The 16,404-nt window shown below is 45.6% G+C and carries 27 protein-coding genes and 2 pseudogenes; 20 read left to right on the top strand and 9 right to left on the bottom strand.

Features of this window, described 5'->3' with window-relative positions:
* Positions 1-11 precede the first annotated feature (11 nt).
* The 3 genes from JCM16161_RS14260 to JCM16161_RS02300 all read left to right on the top strand — a co-directional run bounded on the left by JCM16161_RS14260 (position 12) and on the right by JCM16161_RS02300 (position 2,239).
* A complete protein-coding gene (locus JCM16161_RS14260) occupies positions 12-944 on the top strand; it encodes a molybdopterin-dependent oxidoreductase (protein WP_243668643.1) in 933 nt (310 codons plus the stop codon).
* Between the two features lie 154 nt (positions 945-1,098).
* Positions 1,099-1,992, top strand: coding sequence for a molybdopterin-dependent oxidoreductase (locus JCM16161_RS14255; RefSeq protein WP_243668641.1), 894 nt, complete (start codon positions 1,099-1,101; stop codon positions 1,990-1,992).
* Positions 1,993-2,044: 52 nt separating this feature from the next.
* Positions 2,045-2,239 (top strand): type II toxin-antitoxin system VapC family toxin, encoded by a 195-nt coding sequence (locus tag JCM16161_RS02300; RefSeq protein ID WP_243668639.1) that lies wholly within the window; start codon positions 2,045-2,047, stop codon positions 2,237-2,239.
* A 2-nt stretch (positions 2,240-2,241) separates the two neighbouring features.
* Here the strand turns inward: JCM16161_RS02300 and JCM16161_RS02295 are convergent, their stop codons facing one another.
* Positions 2,242-2,577: a hypothetical protein gene (locus JCM16161_RS02295; RefSeq protein WP_243668637.1), complete on the bottom strand. Its 336-nt coding sequence runs from the start codon at positions 2,575-2,577 to the stop codon at positions 2,242-2,244.
* 119 nt (positions 2,578-2,696) lie between these two features.
* Between JCM16161_RS02295 and JCM16161_RS02290 the strand changes: the two genes are divergently transcribed.
* The 9 genes and pseudogenes from JCM16161_RS02290 to JCM16161_RS02270 all read left to right on the top strand — a co-directional run bounded on the left by JCM16161_RS02290 (position 2,697) and on the right by JCM16161_RS02270 (position 9,613).
* Positions 2,697-3,290 carry an NAD(P)H-dependent oxidoreductase subunit E gene (locus tag JCM16161_RS02290; protein WP_054854849.1) on the top strand — a complete coding sequence of 198 codons (594 nt, stop codon included), beginning with the start codon at positions 2,697-2,699 and terminating at the stop codon, positions 3,288-3,290.
* 2 nt (positions 3,291-3,292) lie between these two features.
* Entirely contained in the window at positions 3,293-4,117 is an 825-nt protein-coding gene (locus JCM16161_RS02285; protein ID WP_054854848.1) for a hypothetical protein, read from the top strand.
* The gene (locus tag JCM16161_RS14250; protein WP_243668635.1) at positions 4,090-4,245 is read left to right on the top strand and encodes a hypothetical protein; all 156 of its coding nucleotides are present in this window, start codon (positions 4,090-4,092) and stop codon (positions 4,243-4,245) included. Before JCM16161_RS02285 ends, JCM16161_RS14250 begins: the two co-directional genes overlap by 28 nt.
* On the top strand, positions 4,245-5,135 hold the full coding sequence (locus JCM16161_RS14245; protein ID WP_243668634.1) for a 2Fe-2S iron-sulfur cluster-binding protein: 891 nt from the start codon (positions 4,245-4,247) through the stop codon (positions 5,133-5,135). The genes JCM16161_RS14250 and JCM16161_RS14245 overlap by 1 nt, the downstream gene beginning before the upstream one ends.
* 61 nt (positions 5,136-5,196) lie before the next feature.
* Positions 5,197-6,278: pseudogene (locus JCM16161_RS14240) on the top strand (molybdopterin-dependent oxidoreductase); the annotation flags it as partial.
* Between the two features lie 357 nt (positions 6,279-6,635).
* On the top strand, positions 6,636-6,935 hold the full coding sequence (locus JCM16161_RS14235; RefSeq protein ID WP_243668713.1) for a hypothetical protein: 300 nt from the start codon (positions 6,636-6,638) through the stop codon (positions 6,933-6,935).
* A gap of 25 nt (positions 6,936-6,960) precedes the next feature.
* A complete protein-coding gene (locus tag JCM16161_RS14230) occupies positions 6,961-7,134 on the top strand; it encodes a hypothetical protein (protein WP_243668632.1) in 174 nt (57 codons plus the stop codon).
* A 78-nt stretch (positions 7,135-7,212) separates the two neighbouring features.
* A complete protein-coding gene (locus JCM16161_RS02275; RefSeq protein ID WP_054854847.1) occupies positions 7,213-8,676 on the top strand; it encodes a hypothetical protein in 1,464 nt (487 codons plus the stop codon).
* A 28-nt stretch (positions 8,677-8,704) separates the two neighbouring features.
* Positions 8,705-9,613: a DUF1616 domain-containing protein gene (locus JCM16161_RS02270; protein ID WP_054854846.1), complete on the top strand. Its 909-nt coding sequence runs from the start codon at positions 8,705-8,707 to the stop codon at positions 9,611-9,613.
* 74 nt (positions 9,614-9,687) lie between these two features.
* On the opposite strand, the pseudogene JCM16161_RS14225 reads toward JCM16161_RS02270, so the two are convergent.
* The 3 genes and pseudogenes from JCM16161_RS14225 to JCM16161_RS14215 all read right to left on the bottom strand — a co-directional run bounded on the left by JCM16161_RS14225 (position 9,688) and on the right by JCM16161_RS14215 (position 10,674).
* Positions 9,688-10,082 (bottom strand): annotated as a pseudogene (locus JCM16161_RS14225) (hypothetical protein).
* Positions 10,083-10,090: 8 nt separating this feature from the next.
* Positions 10,091-10,294, bottom strand: a complete 204-nt coding sequence (locus JCM16161_RS14220; RefSeq protein WP_243668630.1) for a hypothetical protein — start codon at positions 10,292-10,294, stop codon at positions 10,091-10,093.
* The gene (locus JCM16161_RS14215; RefSeq protein ID WP_243668628.1) at positions 10,291-10,674 is read right to left on the bottom strand and encodes a hypothetical protein; all 384 of its coding nucleotides are present in this window, start codon (positions 10,672-10,674) and stop codon (positions 10,291-10,293) included. The genes JCM16161_RS14220 and JCM16161_RS14215 overlap by 4 nt, the downstream gene beginning before the upstream one ends.
* A 349-nt stretch (positions 10,675-11,023) precedes the next feature.
* Here JCM16161_RS14215 and JCM16161_RS02260 point away from each other — a divergent pair, with 349 nt between their 5' ends.
* From JCM16161_RS02260 to JCM16161_RS14210, 4 genes are read left to right on the top strand one after another with little or no spacing between them, the layout of a single operon-like run.
* Positions 11,024-11,206 carry a chromatin protein Cren7 gene (locus JCM16161_RS02260; protein ID WP_054854845.1) on the top strand — a complete coding sequence of 61 codons (183 nt, stop codon included), beginning with the start codon at positions 11,024-11,026 and terminating at the stop codon, positions 11,204-11,206.
* A gap of 52 nt (positions 11,207-11,258) precedes the next feature.
* Positions 11,259-11,777 carry a hypothetical protein gene (locus JCM16161_RS02255; protein WP_054854844.1) on the top strand — a complete coding sequence of 173 codons (519 nt, stop codon included), beginning with the start codon at positions 11,259-11,261 and terminating at the stop codon, positions 11,775-11,777.
* 26 nt (positions 11,778-11,803) lie between these two features.
* On the top strand, positions 11,804-12,130 hold the full coding sequence (locus tag JCM16161_RS02250) for a hypothetical protein (RefSeq protein ID WP_054854843.1): 327 nt from the start codon (positions 11,804-11,806) through the stop codon (positions 12,128-12,130).
* A complete protein-coding gene (locus tag JCM16161_RS14210; protein ID WP_243668626.1) occupies positions 12,127-12,303 on the top strand; it encodes a hypothetical protein in 177 nt (58 codons plus the stop codon). The genes JCM16161_RS02250 and JCM16161_RS14210 overlap by 4 nt, the downstream gene beginning before the upstream one ends.
* A 91-nt stretch (positions 12,304-12,394) precedes the next feature.
* On the opposite strand, the gene JCM16161_RS02245 is transcribed toward JCM16161_RS14210, so the two are convergent.
* On the bottom strand, positions 12,395-12,901 hold the full coding sequence (locus JCM16161_RS02245; RefSeq protein WP_243668711.1) for an HD domain-containing protein: 507 nt from the start codon (positions 12,899-12,901) through the stop codon (positions 12,395-12,397).
* On the bottom strand, positions 12,892-13,032 hold the full coding sequence (locus tag JCM16161_RS14205) for a hypothetical protein (protein ID WP_243668720.1): 141 nt from the start codon (positions 13,030-13,032) through the stop codon (positions 12,892-12,894). The genes JCM16161_RS02245 and JCM16161_RS14205 overlap by 10 nt, the downstream gene beginning before the upstream one ends.
* A 36-nt stretch (positions 13,033-13,068) precedes the next feature.
* Between JCM16161_RS14205 and JCM16161_RS14200 the strand changes: the two genes are divergently transcribed.
* A complete protein-coding gene (locus JCM16161_RS14200; RefSeq protein ID WP_243668624.1) occupies positions 13,069-13,581 on the top strand; it encodes a methyltransferase domain-containing protein in 513 nt (170 codons plus the stop codon).
* A gap of 5 nt (positions 13,582-13,586) precedes the next feature.
* Complete coding sequence (locus tag JCM16161_RS14195; protein WP_243668708.1) at positions 13,587-13,925, top strand: hypothetical protein; 339 nt, start codon at positions 13,587-13,589, stop codon at positions 13,923-13,925.
* Positions 13,926-13,947: 22 nt separating this feature from the next.
* Here the strand turns inward: JCM16161_RS14195 and JCM16161_RS14190 are convergent, their stop codons facing one another.
* Positions 13,948-14,187 carry a hypothetical protein gene (locus JCM16161_RS14190; RefSeq protein WP_243668622.1) on the bottom strand — a complete coding sequence of 80 codons (240 nt, stop codon included), beginning with the start codon at positions 14,185-14,187 and terminating at the stop codon, positions 13,948-13,950.
* 20 nt (positions 14,188-14,207) lie between these two features.
* Positions 14,208-14,870: an MBL fold metallo-hydrolase gene (locus tag JCM16161_RS02235; RefSeq protein WP_243668620.1), complete on the bottom strand. Its 663-nt coding sequence runs from the start codon at positions 14,868-14,870 to the stop codon at positions 14,208-14,210.
* 60 nt (positions 14,871-14,930) lie between these two features.
* Here JCM16161_RS02235 and JCM16161_RS02230 point away from each other — a divergent pair, with 60 nt between their 5' ends.
* Together JCM16161_RS02230 and JCM16161_RS02225 are read left to right on the top strand one after the other, a co-directional pair.
* On the top strand, positions 14,931-15,344 hold the full coding sequence (locus JCM16161_RS02230) for a hypothetical protein (protein ID WP_054854841.1): 414 nt from the start codon (positions 14,931-14,933) through the stop codon (positions 15,342-15,344).
* Positions 15,341-15,670, top strand: a complete 330-nt coding sequence (locus tag JCM16161_RS02225; RefSeq protein ID WP_054854840.1) for a hypothetical protein — start codon at positions 15,341-15,343, stop codon at positions 15,668-15,670. Before JCM16161_RS02230 ends, JCM16161_RS02225 begins: the two co-directional genes overlap by 4 nt.
* Here JCM16161_RS02225 and JCM16161_RS02220 read toward each other — a convergent pair.
* Positions 15,653-16,330, bottom strand: coding sequence for a winged helix-turn-helix domain-containing protein (locus tag JCM16161_RS02220; protein WP_054854839.1), 678 nt, complete (start codon positions 16,328-16,330; stop codon positions 15,653-15,655). The two genes, JCM16161_RS02225 and JCM16161_RS02220, sit on opposite strands and share 18 nt — an antisense overlap.
* Positions 16,331-16,404: the final 74 nt, after the last annotated feature.

Below are 16,404 nucleotides of genomic sequence, written 5' to 3'. Positions count from 1 at the left end.
GCCTGACCAGCATGTCTAGGTCTGTGATTACGATATGTCCATACTGCGGTGTTGGATGTGGCATTGAGGTGACTATTGATGATGCCGGAAAAATAATTGGATTTGAGGGTTTTAAAGGTCACCCTGTTTCCCACGGGCATTTATGTGGTAAGGGTGCTTCATCGATAAAGCTACTTGACACAACTGATAGATTGTTATACCCAATGAAGAGGGTTAATGGCGAGTTTATCAGGATATCGTGGAACGAGGCAATTAGTGAAATAGTTCATAAGATGAAGGAGATTAGAGAAAAGTACGGTCCAGAAGCCCTGGCGTTTTACGGTGGCTGTAGAAACACACTTGAGGAGGTTTACCTATTTCAGAAGTTGGCTAGGGCGCTTGGTACGAATAACGTAGACTCATGCGCAAGGCTTTGTCATGACCCATCAGCTAAGGCGCTCAAAGACATGCTTGGTTATGGCGGTAGTGCGAATTCCGTTAATGAAATACCCAAGGCCAGGGTGGTTGTCATAACTGGCGAATCAATAACGGATAGCCACCCAGTACTTTCGCAGTACTTAATCGAGGCTAAGAGGAATGGCACGAAGATAATCGTCATAGATCCGAGGACAACGGCAACAGCTAAGATGGCAGATCTTCACTTAAGGCCAATACCATCCACCGAGGTTTACCTATTCAATGCTGTAGCTAATTACTTAATCAATAATGAGCTTATTGACAGGGATTTCATAATTAATAGGACTGAGAACTTCGAGGAGTATGCAAGGGTGGTCAGCAAATACACCATTGAGGACGCTGAGAAGATTACTGGCGTGCCTAAGGGCTTAATACTCAGGTTTGCTCAATCAATAGCCACTAAGCCAGTATTATTCACGTGGGGTCTCGGTATGTCAGAGTCATCGGGAGTTGATGGGATAAAGTCCTACATAGCCTTGCCTTATTAACGGGTAACATGGGTATTGAGGGTGGCGGTGTAATAGTGTACAGGGGCCAAACGAATGTACAGGCTCCGGCGACTTCCTAAAGCCTGACGTATTCCCTGGCGGCTTACCTATTAATGAAGAGAGTGCCAGAAAGCTTGCTGAGGTGTGGGGATTCATGCCTCCAATTAAGCCAGGTATTTCATTAATAGATGCTGTTTATAATGAGGACAGCGGCATTAGGGGGATGTACCTAATGGGCTTTAACATAGTGGCTTCACTACCCAATAGGCGCAGGGTTGAGGAATTCCTAAGTAATTTAGACCTTCTCGTGGTTCAGGACATAGCCATGAGTGAGACTGCGGAGTTTGCGCACTACGTACTTCCGGCAGCGCTTTGGATTGAGAGGGAGGGCTCTGTACTAAGCTTGGATAGGCTGGTTAAGTGGAGACATAAGGTTAGGGATCCGCCTGGTGAGGCTAAGCCGGACTTGGAAATAATATTCGAGCTAGCCAATGCCTTTGGGCTTAAGGGATTCAGTAATGACCCGAAGGTAATATTTAATGAAATGCGTCAGGTGGTGCCTATAATGAGGAGTGTGACGCTTGAGGATGTTATGGATCCAACGAAGGATTCGAGGGTACCGGAAAATACGCCACACCTATACTCTGAGAAATTCCTAACACCGAGTGGTAAGGCGAGATTCTTTGGCGTTGAGTATAGGCCAGTAAATACCGGCGGTAAAAGGTTCATACTGGTTACAGGTAGGAGCGTGCTTAGGTACAACACTGATAATGAGATTAGGAGAATCAGTGGTAAATTCGAGACGAGCGTAGTCATAAATCCTGAGGACGCAATGACATTAGGTATAAGCAATGGCCAATTAGTGAGGTTAGTATCCAATTGCGGCGAGGGCGTTTTCAAGGCATTAATAAGTAATGACGTGCCCAGGGGTGTGATCTTTGCTTATATGCATGACTCAAGGATAAATTACGTGGTTTGCACAGAGTTTGATCCATACGTAAAGACACCAAGGTATAAAGTAACTCCAGTAGATATATTACCAATTTAAATAAAAATAAAAATTGGAAGTATGATATCAGGTATTTCTTGATGATATGGTATTGCCCTACGTAAAATTTCTTGGCATTAGTTTAAATGAGTATGAAACCGCCAAGAAGTACATAGGTGCGTTGAAGCCATCCGATGCAATTCATGTTGCGGTGATGCTAAATAATGGGATTAACGTAATCGTAAGTGAGGATAAGGACTTTGACAGAGTAGGTACGGTGAAGAGGGTATGGCTCGGTAATAAGTAAGTTTATTGAGTTATGTTTAATAGTATCTTGAAGAGTTTGGTATCTGCTTCTGAAGGTTGGCGTGTTATTATTACGTATTTAAGCCTTGACAATGCGTATTCACTTAGTAGGCCGAATCCATCCATGGATATGCATAGGACCTTGTTACCGGCGGCGAGTAGGTAGTCCACCTCGGTTTTATCCCTAATGCTCCTCAGTAATACCGTGGCAACGCCATCCACGTACCTTAACGATTCATCAAACTGCTTAGTAAGTAATAATGCGCACTCGCCCGGCCCTAAATCAATGAGTACCTTATTGAGATCTGCATAATTATTGATCCTAACTATCCTGACCATATCATTAATAACCCATGAACCCAGCATTTAACACCCAATTACTCAAAATAACTAAGCCTAATAACCCACTACACATTACGGCCCGAAATACCTTTAAATCCTTAACATGCTTTTCCAACATGGATTATAGGGCAAGACTACGTGAGGCAAGTAAGGAGATAATTGAAAGGAGAATTACATCCGATGATGAGCTTAAGAAAATAGCCGATAAGTATGGCCTACCCCTATCAACAGTTAAGACGTTATCAACATTCTACTTTCATGATTACTCAGAGGTCCAGGTATGCATGGGCCTTCCATGCCTATTGAAGGGCGCCAGGGAGGTCGCTAAAGAGTTGGAGAGGCGTGGCATTAAATACTCCATTACTTACTGCCTTGGTTATTGCGATAAGGGTCCAGTGGTTAGGATGGGTGATAAGTATTACACGTTCATTAATGGAGAGTTCAGGGAAATCGAGGAATCAAGGATTGATTACGTTCAATCTCAATATGAACCCCTCGATAAGTACATAGCGAGGGGTGGCTATAAGTACTTTGAGAAATTCCTTAATGAAGATAATAAGCTCTTCATACTTGAATTACTCGTTAAGGTTGGTCTACTTGGCGGTGGTGCCCTAAGTAGGTTTAAGGCTTTGGCAAGTAGTGCCAATAGGCCTAAGTACCTGGTTGTTAATGGTCATGAGGGTGAGCCTGGCGGTTTTAAGGATAGCTGATAATGGAGGGGAATACTCATCAATTGCTCGAGGGTGCATTACTGCTTTCGCTCGCCCTTAATGTTGATGAGGTAATCATAGCAGTTAATGAGAGATTTAGGAATGCTAAGATGATGCTTGATAAGGCGCTCAATGAGTTAAAGCCATTCCTAGAGAGTAGTGGCTTACTTAATAGGTTACCTCCCATTACAGTCTCGCTTGTTGGTTCTCCCTACATAGTTGGCGAGGAAACGGCATTGATAAACTCACTCGAGGGAAATAGGGGCGAACCCAGATTAAGGCCTCCTGACCCAACGGAGGCCGGCCTATTCGGTAAGCCCACTGCAGTAATTAATGTAGAGGTTGTTGCGGCAGTGCCCGTGCTCCTGAGCAATTACTATGAGGGTAAGGAGATAACTATTGAGAAGTACTTCTGCGTCACAGGCGATGTGGATAAGCCAGGCCTTTACAGGGAGAGATTGACAGTAAGTCTCAACGAGTTATTGGCGAAGGCAGGGGCTAAGGAGGAGAATGTTAAGGCCGCCTTTGTTGGTGGAGTTTCCTCAGGCCTTGTCCACTCATCAAAGATTAGGGTAAGGCTTACGCCTGAGGAGACGAGGAAGCTCGGGGTTTTCCTCGGTCCTGGAGTAATTATTGCCTTATCCAACAATAGGTGTATTGTTGACATAATGCTTGAGGTTGAGAGGTTCTTCTCCCATGAGTCATGCGGTAGGTGTGAGCCATGTAGGTTGGGTACTAAGGAGTTGGTTGAGGTCCTTGAGAGGATTAGTGCAGGTAAGGCGAGTGAGGAAGACCTTAAGTGGCTGAGTCGGTGGCGAGGACTATGATGGAGACATCACTATGTGGCCTCGGCATGTCTGCCGGCAAGGTGTTTCTTGATGCACTTACTCAGTTTAGGGATGAGTTTGAGGAGCACGTAAAGGGTGTCTGTAGGGCCGGCGTTCACTTCAGGTGATGGGTATGGTCAAGGTGGTCCTAAACGGTAAGGAGGTTGAGGCCCTCGAGGGAGAGACAATACTAAACCTGGCCAGGAGGTATGGCATTGAAATACCGACACTGTGCTACTACGAGGGCTTCGCAAATGGTTCCTGCAGGATATGCGTTGTTGAGGTTAATGGTAGGTTAATGCCGTCATGCATAACCAAGGTATCGGAGGGTATGAAGATCGAGACCGAGAGTGCGAGAGTTACTGAAGCCAGGAAGACCTTACTAAGGCTCTTACTGAAGAATCATACCCACAGGAGTAAGGAGGAGCAAATGAGGTGTAGGGTGTGCGAGTACGCGGTTAAGTACGGCCTTGAACCAGCGCCTGTGATACCTGATGTTAAGGTTGATGATACGCACCCAGCAATAGTATTTAATCCATCCGCCTGTGTAATGTGTAGGAAATGCGTGATTGCCTGTGATATTGATCAGAATAACGATGTCATCGCGGTAATAGGTAGGGGCTCAGGCACCAGGGTCGGCTTCGACCTCGATACTTCAATGGGCATGTCAAGCTGTGTTAGTTGCGGCGCGTGTGTTGATGCATGCCCAACCGGTGCCTTGATGGAGAAGGGTTGGGTACCAGCTGATAAGGTTGTTGAGACCACATGTCCATACTGCGGCACTGGTTGCCAGGTCGAGTATGGGGTTAAGGATGGCAGGGTTATCTGGGCTAGGGGCGCTTACGGGCCTGCAAATGAAGGTAAGCTCTGTGTTAAGGGTAAGTTCGGGTATCACTACGTTAATAGCCCTGAGAGACTTACCAAACCATTAATCAGGAGACCCAATGTTCCTAAGGGTCCACTCAACGGTAGGCCTATTCATGAGGTATTTAGGGAGGCCACGTGGATGAGGCCCTAGACTCATAGCCAGTAAGATTAGGGAGGTCCTCAACAAGTATGGACCAGCCGCGATTGGCGGTATAATGAGTGACAGGAGTACCAACGAGAGCATTTATGCATTCCAGAAGTTTATGAGGTGCGCCATTGGTACTGACAGTATTGATCAATCAGCAACACTATGCCATGAACCCTCGGCATGGTCACTAGCCACACAACTTGGTTTTGGCGCCGCGACCAACCCAATTAAGGACGTGCTGAACTCAAGAACAATAATCGTGGTTGGCTCCAACATGAATGAAACGCACCCAGTCATCGCGGCCTACGTCAAGAGGGCTGCTAAGCAGGGTGCCCACTTAATAATCGTTAACCCAATACATACCGAGTTAGCAAGGTACGCCGAGTATGAGCTCCTCATTAGCCTGGTACGGATGTCGTACTATTCTCCGCAATGGCCAAGTACATAATTGACATGGGTTGGTATGATAAGGACTTCATTGATAAGTATACTGAGGGCTTCGAGGATTGGGTAAGGAGTCTTGGCGCATTTACCCTCGAATTTGCTGAGAATGTGACCGGAATACCTAAGGACGTTATTAAGGAGGTTGCTAAGCTTTATGCGCTTGAGAAGCCGTCAATGATTATGTGGACCCTCGGCATTACTGAGCATGAGAATGGTACGGAAAACGTATCAGCACTGATAAACCTGGCATTGCTAACGGGCAACGTTGGTAAGCCAGGCGCAGGCCTTATGCCGCTTAGGGGCCAGAATAACGTTCAGGGCGGTGCCGATGTTGGGTGCGCACCAGGTAGGTTGCCTGGATATCAACCATTGATGGATCCGGAGGTTAGGAGGCGCTTTGAGGAGGTTTGGAGATGTAGATTGCCGTCCTTTGTTGGTTTTAGGAGTACGGAAATGATCGATATGGCTAAGAGGGGCTTGATTAAGATGCTCTACATAGTTGGTGAGAATAGTGTTAGGTCGCACCCAGACAGTAAGGCCGTCGCTGAGGCATTGAGCAAGCTGGAGTTCTTGGTTGTCCAGGACATATTCATGACGGAGACCGCGGAATATGCCGATGTGGTGATACCGGCTGCCTCTGCAGCCCTTGAGGATTACGGAACGTTCACAAATACGGAAAGGAGATTGCAGTTAACAAGGAAGGTCGTCGATTCGCCGGGTGACGCAAGGCCTGATTGGTGGGTTTTTACTGAGTTGGCTAGGAGGCTTGGTTATGACATGGGCTTTAGTAATAGTTCTGAAATAATTAGGGAGATGGCAAGGGTGGCGCCGATATTTGGTGGCTTAAGTCATGAGAGGCTTGAGCGCGAGGGTGGGCTTCAATGGCCAGTGCCGAGTGAGTCTAGTCCAGGTACTCCGATATTATACGCCGATGGATTCCCGAGGGGTAGGGCTAGGTTTAGGGTGGTTGGTTGGAGAGGCTTTGATGTGGTCATGGAAAGGCTTTACCCGTATTCGTTAATCATTGGTAGGGAGAGGGCCCAGTACCATACCGCGACTATGACGTCTAGGTCGCCAGTACTTAAGGTCATTTGGAGGGGGCCTATTGTTGAGATGAATCCTGAGGATATGGGTGTTGAGGGCGTTAAGGATGGTGAGGTCGTTAAGCTAGTTTCGCCTGTTGGTGAGGTGTTGGTTAGGGTTAGAGCGTCAAATAGAGTTCCAAGGGGCGTGTTATTCACGACATTCCATTACCCAGAGCTTTTAGCGAATACGCTGGTTCCAGCCGTGCTTAATCCAATTACGAAAACGCCGGCATATAAGGATACGAGGGTTCGTATTGAGAAGGTTAATGCTTAAAATAAAAATCCTTAGATAATAAAGAATGGCTAATGGTAATGAAGATATTAGCAGGTCTAGGCGTAGGTTTCTAGAGGCTATAGTCGCTAGTGCCGTAGCCGTCGACGCCGGTGTACTTGGTTACGAGCTTGGTAGGGAGCTCATTAAATGTCCGCAATGCCCGTCATACCCACAATCGACAACTGCCACTCAATGCTAATGCCCCACCTGCCACTCCCCATCTATTCCTCAGGGTTATGACTACATAATCTTCACAAGCAATGGCAATTACTACGTTATGAACTCAAGTGGTTACACCGTCTATCAATCAAATAGCCCAGGCAATGCCATTAATTATGTAATTAGTCAATTAAGTGGTAAGGGCGGTAGGGTGCTCATAATGCGTGGTGTTTATGCGTGCACCACCTACCCCTGCGTCACAATCAATAACGCATCGAGTAGTGGAACGCCCGGTTTAATCATTATTGAGGGTGAGGACCCAACCGGCACAGTATTCACGGTGGGTAATGGGGTGGTTAATTCCTCGGGCCTGGGCTTGTTCGTGGTTAGTGGTTCATTCGTGTGGCTTAGGAGGATTGGGCTTAATGGTAATGCGGGTAATAACACGTACAGTGTTGGTAATCAATTCAACATCGCCGTGAGTAGCGCCAAGTTCGTGTGGCTTGACTCAATATACAGCACGAATGGACCAGGCGCAGTTGGTGTGCTTAACTCAAGTGGCGTGGTCGTGAGTAACGTGGTTAGTGAGGGCGACTCGATAGGGGCTTACGTGGGTGGCTCGGACACCGTGCTCATCGGCTACTCATCACTCAGGAGGAGCGTTAATTACGGTGTTGAGGTCTCGTTATCAACGAATACCGTCATTCACGGGACATCAATAATAGATGCGGGCAGCGGTGTGCTCATCAATGATGGTGATGTATTGATTGATGGAAGCACAATAACGTTTATTAATGTCAGTGGTGAATACGGTGTCAACGCCACCATAAGCACGGCTGGTCGTGAAATCATTATATCAAACACCGCAATCACGGGTAGTGTGGCTAATGCCATTAATGCGGTGATAAACATCCAGGGTAGGCTCGCGATACAGAACTCCTCAGTAATGGCTGGGTCAAAAAGCACACTGAGCGTGTCATCAACGCCGGGCTCCGGGGCCGGGTTAGTTATAATCGGCGCCAACTTCAGGGACCAGTTGACCACGGCTGGCTCAAGCCCATACACCATAAGTGGGGTTGACAGTGTCGAAATAATAAACAGCGCATTCCAATTCGGCGGACAAACAAGTAGTGCAAACAGACCAAGCATAAGCAACACCAAATACCTAATACTCAGGGGCAACACCATCACCGGCTACTCAACTGGTATAGGTGTCAGTAGCTGTGGTTCTGTGTATCTATACGATAATTACTTCAATAATGTTTTAGCGCCTGTCAATTACAATAATGTTTCGTTGATGTACGCCATTAGGAACATTGGCTGGGCACCCTCAATAACCACACCATTAGTACCCAGCTCAGGCACGCCAGTCACCAACACGTACCCAGTACCGGTGACCGTGTGCATATACGGTGGCTCGGTGAGTCAAGTGGTAATTACTAAGGGTGGGCGACTAATTACGGCATTTCAATCCTCCACTCCACAATCAATAAATGGTGAATGCCTTGTGTTGGATCCTGGTGATTCAATAACGATGACATACTTACAACCGCCTAATTGGGCGTGGATGCCGACTGCTTAAGTGAGAATTTGTTATTAGGGGGTTCGGCTTGAGTAATGCTGTGAGATTAGGAATTAGGTGGATATGCCCTGTATTGGTAGCGTTGTTACTGGTTATTATAGGCGTTGTTTCATATTCGCAGCAAGGCACGGTTTTAATTGCCTATAGGGATGTTTCGTACCTAGGCGCTAATGGCGTTAATGTGACTAGGGACGTGTATCTGCTTAATGAGGCAATAGCGTTAATGGAGAGGGGTAATTACACAGGTGCCCAGCTGCTGGCTGAGGAGGTTATTAGGGATTCGGAGGCGTTGAGGTCGTCATTATACCTGGGCATACTATACATGGCGCTTCCTGGCATTGTATCGGCCGTGGTTATCGCGGCCTTGGTAATTACGTATCTTAGGAGGGAGAGGATAATTGGTAAGTTAATGATTAAGTTTAGGAGCCATTATAGGGTTGTAAGGGGGAGTGGTAAGTCGAAGACGATGCTCTTCAACGAGGAGGTGCTAGCCATAATCGCCGCAATAGTCGTGGTATTCCTAGTATTCTTCTCCCTTTACCCAGCAATAAGTAGGTATGCAATTGAGCCATACGCGGTGATAGCGTATCTAGGGCCTAACGGTACGATAATGGGCTACCCAAGCACTGTTTATCCGGGTGAGCCCATTAATGTGAGTGTTTATGTCTACAATGGCATGGGTAAACCAATATGGTTTATCGTTAATATTTACATCGCGAACGCAAACCTCACGGAACCGCCGTTAAATACGACACCAGTATTGACCATGCAGAGAATTCTCCTGAATAATGAGACCTGGGTTCAGGGAATAACCCTGAGCATAAACGGCACCGGAGATTACAGGGTATTCGCCACACTGTGGATGTACGACCCAAACAACCTGGAACTCAAATACCTGGACACCTATACATACCTCACACTTAATGTCACTGGTTAATGCGGCAATGAATATACCACGTGTTTTTGATGGAGGGTGTAAATGAGGAACTCTCATTAATATTACGGTATTCATTACCCAGTATATGAGTAATTTATTAGGTCTTTGAGCGTTATTAAACCTGACCTTGCATTCAGGACTCTCGGGATTAAGTTAACGATTACCGCGGCCGTGGCCGGGTCACCAGGTGTTCCGGTGCTTCTCCAGGTGATTGATGGTTCACCTTCAAGCCTAACCTCCTCAAAGTCCTCACAACCAACACAGGCCCTTAACTCAACCCTGACAACCTCCTTACCGTTAATAAAGCCGCTCCCATGACCAACGACACCCTTTACCTGCCCAGCTCAATCTTGAAGTACTGCGTTTCGTAATTCCTCTCCGCAATTAACGCCTCCTGACCCTCCTCAACCCTGTCCAGCCTAAGCCCAATGATATTGGCTAATAGCAGTACGGACTCGGCGAAGCCCACATGAGCCGTTATCTCGCCCCTACCAAGCGCATCCGTGAATTGGCTCGGGTCATGCCAAGCCCAATCTTCTTCTGGAAGGAGTATCTCCTCTTCGAAGCATCCAGGGACCTTATCACGGTGATTTTATCGAGTTTCGTTAATACCACAGATAGTACCGCGGGTAATGCATCAAATACGAAGCCTGGATTAACACCGGCACCAAGCACTGTCACATCGTGATTCCTTGCGTAGTTATCAATAAGCTCGGCGAGGTCTGGATACCTATACCAGGCCACGCCAATGTTTCGCACGTTGATATAACATCTGCATCAACTCTAATTGCCTTCATTATCTGTGGGTAAACCCTATCGAAGAAACTACCCGTTGAGTGAAGGACGATATCAGGTTTTGCATCCCTAAGTACCTTATCGGCATCGCTCTCAACCCTAATGCCCAGGGTTTTGCCAAGCCCAATAATCTCGCCGAGGTCCTTACCAACCTTCTGCGGGTCGATATCGATCGCACCAACAACATCAAACCCCCTATCAAATGCGACCCTGGCTATTAATTGACCAATTGGGCCCACGCCGTAAACCACAACCCTAATAGTCATTAACTAATGAGACGGAGCCACAATTTATAATGATTATCCTTTTTACAGTAATGCCTCATCCCTAGTCAGCGCTTGGATCCCATCATCCCCCATCAGCTAAGTCGCATAACGTAATCCCACCTTAAAATCCTTCCTTAAAGTATTTCGCTATACTCTTACGGTAATGCCTATACGCATTAACTCCATATTAATTACCGTGGGAAATACAATTATTAATATGCAACTATAGCATGTTTTTTTGCGTATCGCCCTTGTAATTACCTGTGTAGAAAGAGCATTATAAATATTGATTTATGAATTGTTCATGGTTATGATTATTTATTAAGGATAGAATAATTACTGTAATGCAATGGCAGAACTATCAAGTTACATGGAGAAGGAGTATGAGGTTGAGTGTGATGGTCAGGTGGTGAAGTTAAAGCCGGTTAAGGTATGGATGCTTGCACCAAAGGGTAGGAGGGGCGTGATAATAGGGCTCTTTAAATGCCCTGGCGGTAAGGTTGTTAGAAAGGCTATTGGTAAGGCTGAGTGACCGAGCACCTGATGAGAATACCTTTTAAAATCACTTATTTTTCAAACCTAAAATGCGTAATTACGATGCTATTGAGGCGCTAACTGAGGAGTATAAATCACGTTTCATTAGGGTTATTCAACAAATTTGTAGGTGTAAGGGTGAGTATGAGAGGAATAGGGAGTTGATGAAGGTACTGAGCGTTAGCGATAATGTTATTGAGTGCGTTCGGCAGAAGAAACCCTGTGACTTGGGGTTCGTTAAGGTTAAGATTGTTAAAAGGTTTCTTAATACGCAGGTAATTATTATGCTTAACAATGAGGAGATGACTATTGAATCTTTCAATAGGTTAATCGCATCTGCCAAGTTCTTTAAGGAGTGGTATGATAATGACTGTTCAATAGACTCGTACATGCAGCCATTAATAGGTGCTGATCATTACGATGCAATTAAGGAATTCCTTACGAAAAACCTTGAGAAGCTGCAGTACGCATGTGACGATAAAGTGCCAAGCCTTGACCTCGGTGATTTACCGATATATGTGTCTAATGGCATTACCAGGGCAATAAACGAGCTGGTTAAGAAAACTTAAGAATTCACTAGTCAATGGCTTAGTGAATGATGCGGGAGCCCTTCACGCTTAAGTTAAGTGGGCATTTATTTGACAGTGAGGATTTACTGCCTAAGTACGTGGACTTAATTCGTGAGTTTTGGGGCAATGGTTATAAAATGGCTGTGGTGACCGGTGGTGGGTCCCTGGCGCGTAAGTACATAGAGATTGGTAGGAAGATGGGTATAAACGAATCGTTACTAGACATGCTCGGAATATTGGCTAGCAGGTTAAATGCCCAGTTATTGGCTGCTGCGCTCAGTGATATTGCCTACCTGCCAATACCCACTAATATTGATGAGGTTTTTAGGGCTTGGTCCACAGGTAGCTGGTGATTACGGGTGGTTTTCAACCCGGTCAATCAACAGCCACGGTGGCGCTACTCGTGAGTGAGTCCCTTGGCATTAAGAGATTGATTGATTGTGCAAACATAGATGCCGTCTACACAAGCGATCCGAGGGTAGATCCAACGCCAAGAGGCTCGATAGGGTTAGTATTGGTGAGTTGATGAGCATGCTTAGGTCAAGGACGATAGCCGGTACTTATGATCTGCTCGATCCATGGGCATTAAGCATAGCCCAGAGGAGTGGTATCACGATTTACGTGGTTGGTTGCGGTAAGTTAGGCTCACTGAGGAGGCTCATTACCGAGGGTGTTAGTGATGGCACGGTTATCACACCATGAAAGGACGGGTTTGACGACGTTATTAATGACCTGCCCAACAACACCTGTGAATTCACCCAGCATTTTTTTTCCACCAATTCCTTATAATTAATAATTAATTCCCTCGTGTCATAACCAGCCCTTGCGTAAACGCACGCCCTAATTAATGTTGCTAATTTATCCGAGAGATTCACGATTTTACCCTCGGTGCTTAATCCATACCTATACTCACGGAAGTAATTGCGCAATTCCTCGGGGAATTGAAGTTCATCGAATAACCTAACCTCTATATCCTTCCAATCGCTAATCAATGAACGAACACTATTACCCACATTGCCTATTAGGGCCTCGTGAGCGTCATGAATGAGCGCCATTGACACGCACTTATCGGCATCAATACTACCATCGATCCTTTGTACATTATTGCAAAGAATCATCGCGATATAGCTAGTGAGTAATACATGATCTCCAACACTCTCGCAATAGCCTGGGGAACTCCACGCTGTAGCCAACCAATTCTCGGTGTGTTAAGTATTGTATTTACGACATTAATTATATTTATTAATGACGACACATCGAATCTCACAAGGACCCACTTAAAAGGTTTTTAGTGTTGCTCCATAGAGGGCTATGGGTAATGCTACCTGACATTGACGTGGTAACTAGGGATGACCTAATGAGGCTAATTACTAGGTATAGGTTAAAGCCAGTGAAGAGGTTGAGTCAACACTTCGTTGTTGATCCAGCGGTAATAAGGGACATAGTTGAGCATGTACCAAGTGGTTCAAGGGTTCTTGAGGTGGGTACCGGTATTGGCATACTAACGTATTACCTAGCTAGGGTTGCCTCCCAGGTAATTACTATAGAGATTGATGGAAGGCTCGTGAGGATTGCTGAGCACGTATTAGGTGGTTTAAGTAATGTATCGGTGATTCAAGGCGACGCTCTGAGGGTTCCGTGGCCTAATACCGATGTCGTGGTCTCTAATGTGCCGTATTCAATAACGTCACCATTAATAATGAGGATAATTAAGGAGGGTGTTCCGAGGGCTTTATTAACGATACAGCGCGAGTTGCCAATAGACTTGCCAGTGAGCCTGGTGGTGATGATTATGGCAGGTTAAGCATAATTACCCAATGTAATTACTCGGTGGGTATCCTAAGCACGTACGCGCCCGACTCCTTCTACCCAAGTCCTGAGGTTTACTCATCATTGGTGATTATGACTAAGAAGGAGCCCTGCTACCGTGACATGAGGATTCTGGAGTCCGTGACTAACCTACTCTTTAGGCATAGGAATAGGGTTTTAAGGTGGGTCCTCAGTAAGTATCTTGGGCCTAATGCTGTTAATGCAGTAATTAATGCAGGCATTGATGTTAATGCCCGTGTTAGGCAGTTGGGAATTAATGAGTTAGTTAGGATAGCCGATTCCCTAAGGCCCTTCATTAATCATTACGGCAATCATTAACTAGCTCATTCTCGCTCCACCACTATGAAGTAATTACTAGACTCATTAAGTCCCTTGCGGCTATAACATTCATGAAGATCTCCGAAGCCTCAGTAGCCAGGAGCTCTGGATCAGAGTACCTATTACTAATGTGAGTTAATACCAGTCTCTCAACGCCGGCTTCCCTAGCTACCCTAGCCGCATCCACGGACCTTGAGTGTCCCTGATTCCAAACAAGGTTTCCATCCTCGATTGCCGAGAACGTGGAATCATGAATAAGCACCTGCGCGCCCCGTGATATGTCTATGACAGAGTCTGTCGGTGCGTATCCCCCGTATAAACGATCCTCATAAAACCACTACCCCTAACCTCAACCACATCCTCAGGTTTTATGACCCTACCATCGTCGAGTACGACGGTCTCGCCCATATGGAGTCTCTTCCAAAGCGTTACAGGCACGCCCAACTCCTTAGCTCGTTCTGGGTTAAACCTGCCTACGTACGTCCTCCAATTAAGGGAGTATGCACAGTCGGGTACTGTGTGCTTCGCCAATACGCATTGTAGGCTAAAGTTCTCCTCATTGATTACGTCCTTAATGTTAATGGAGGGCTCGACCTCGTAAATCCGTACATGAAAGGGCGGATCACCAACGATTTCCATGCTATTCTTCACGAAGTTCACAATACCAGTAGGACCGCTTATGACCAGGTCCTCCCTCCTACCAAGCATGGCCATTGTTGCCAGTAATCCAGGCAGTCCAAAGACGTGATCCCCATGCAGGTGTGTGATGAATATGTGGGTTATTTTTAACGGGCTTACGCCAATCTCGAAAAGCCTATATTGAACGCCCTCACCAGCATCAAGCAGTATTTTTCGTAATCCATCCTCAATAAGTATTGCCGGTAAATATCGATCCTTACCTGGCGTCCCAGCGCCAGTCCCTAAAAACGTAATCCTTATCAGCATCTCATCCCTGATTAACTTAGGTTTATTTAAATAAGAATCCTCCTGAATCAGTAAGTTGAGATGAACAACCGAGACATCAATGTTGAAGAATTAACCAAGAACTTTAGGGTAAGCTTCGATAAGGCCGGCTTGACGATATACGTAATACCAAAGGAAAATGCAGTACCACTAACCAGTGGTTTATCTTACCCCTTTAATAATGAGGATGTTCAATTATACGGCACAAAGGTCATACTTCACCTACCATGCAGTGGTGCCGTGTATGGTAGGTATCTAATACAGAACGGCGATTACGTTGAGGGACTATACCTGGTAATTATTGATACTGAGTGCGATATAGGTGTTTCGTGGCACGAGGAGGGCTTAAGCACGAAAATTCATGTAAAGCCTAGTGAGTCGTTGATCGTGATCGTAAGGCTGATGAGACTGAGGCCCGTAAAACTAAGCCCAATAGTTATGCCGCTAGGATTATGAGGATATTGAACCTTTCAGGTAAGTTTCTATATTCCAGCGCCAATCATGAGATTCAGGTATTCGGCATAGGTAAGGCGTTAACTCTGCAATCTCTATCCCTAAGTACTTGTGTAAATGATTTTTCCATTAAGCAATGGAGACTGACCTTTAATAAGTGCGGTTTTGTGACCGAGGTCGTTAATGATCGTGATACCATTACATTGCTCATAATTGGCGTTAATTCCATCGTAATTAGTCGTTATTTTCCATCGCTCAATAAGTGGTATGAGCTAGGTAAGGTCTCGGGTTTCAATAATTACCTCGTTATATTAAAGAGCGAGGTTTGAATGTTTCATGAAGATAGAGTTTAGGCGTGGGCTGTCAAGCATTATTATATTATTTACCATGTTTATCCTGAACTCCTTAAGTATTAACTGCGTATAGAGGTACATTAATGCCCTGCTCGCCTCATCATAATCAATACTTATGTGGAATTGTTTCCCAACCCTCTTAATCCAGTCAAGGCATGCGTCATGGGATGGGCATGAATTTCTGCAGTCATGGTTTGAGAACGTTGGTGTTAATACAATGAACTTATGGCCCCTAATGTCTATGAATGCGCCGTAGTTTGTGGGTATTATTATCTTCATACCGTGTTCGTTTGCCTCAAGCTTAAACCCTAGGTAAACCATGGCTGTTGGTACGTAGTAAATCCTATTTGCCTCCCTACTCAACCCCATGATTTTAGCCTCATCATTGCTCAACTGCCTAATCCAACCAAAGTCCTCAAGTGCCTTTACATGCCTATGAATAACACCCTTAAGCATGCCTAATTCCTGGGCTAATGACGTAACAGTCATGGGGCCTTTACTGAGCATATCCATTATACTTATTCTGACGTTATTACTCAGTAATGCTTCAAAGGACTCAATGGGCAAAACAGCTACTGACTTTACGTTAATCCTAAACATGTCCAATCCCATGTTCACTGCATTTATTCTAATCATTTTATGTGCACAAGAATGTAACCTCTGAGTTTAAAACCCTATTTTGGTAAATCATAGGGGTTAGCAAGCACTGA

This window comes from Vulcanisaeta sp. JCM 16161 (assembly GCF_001316285.1).
The sequence above is the reverse complement of the archived record's forward strand: the minus strand, read 5'-3'. Positions and strand labels throughout refer to the sequence as shown.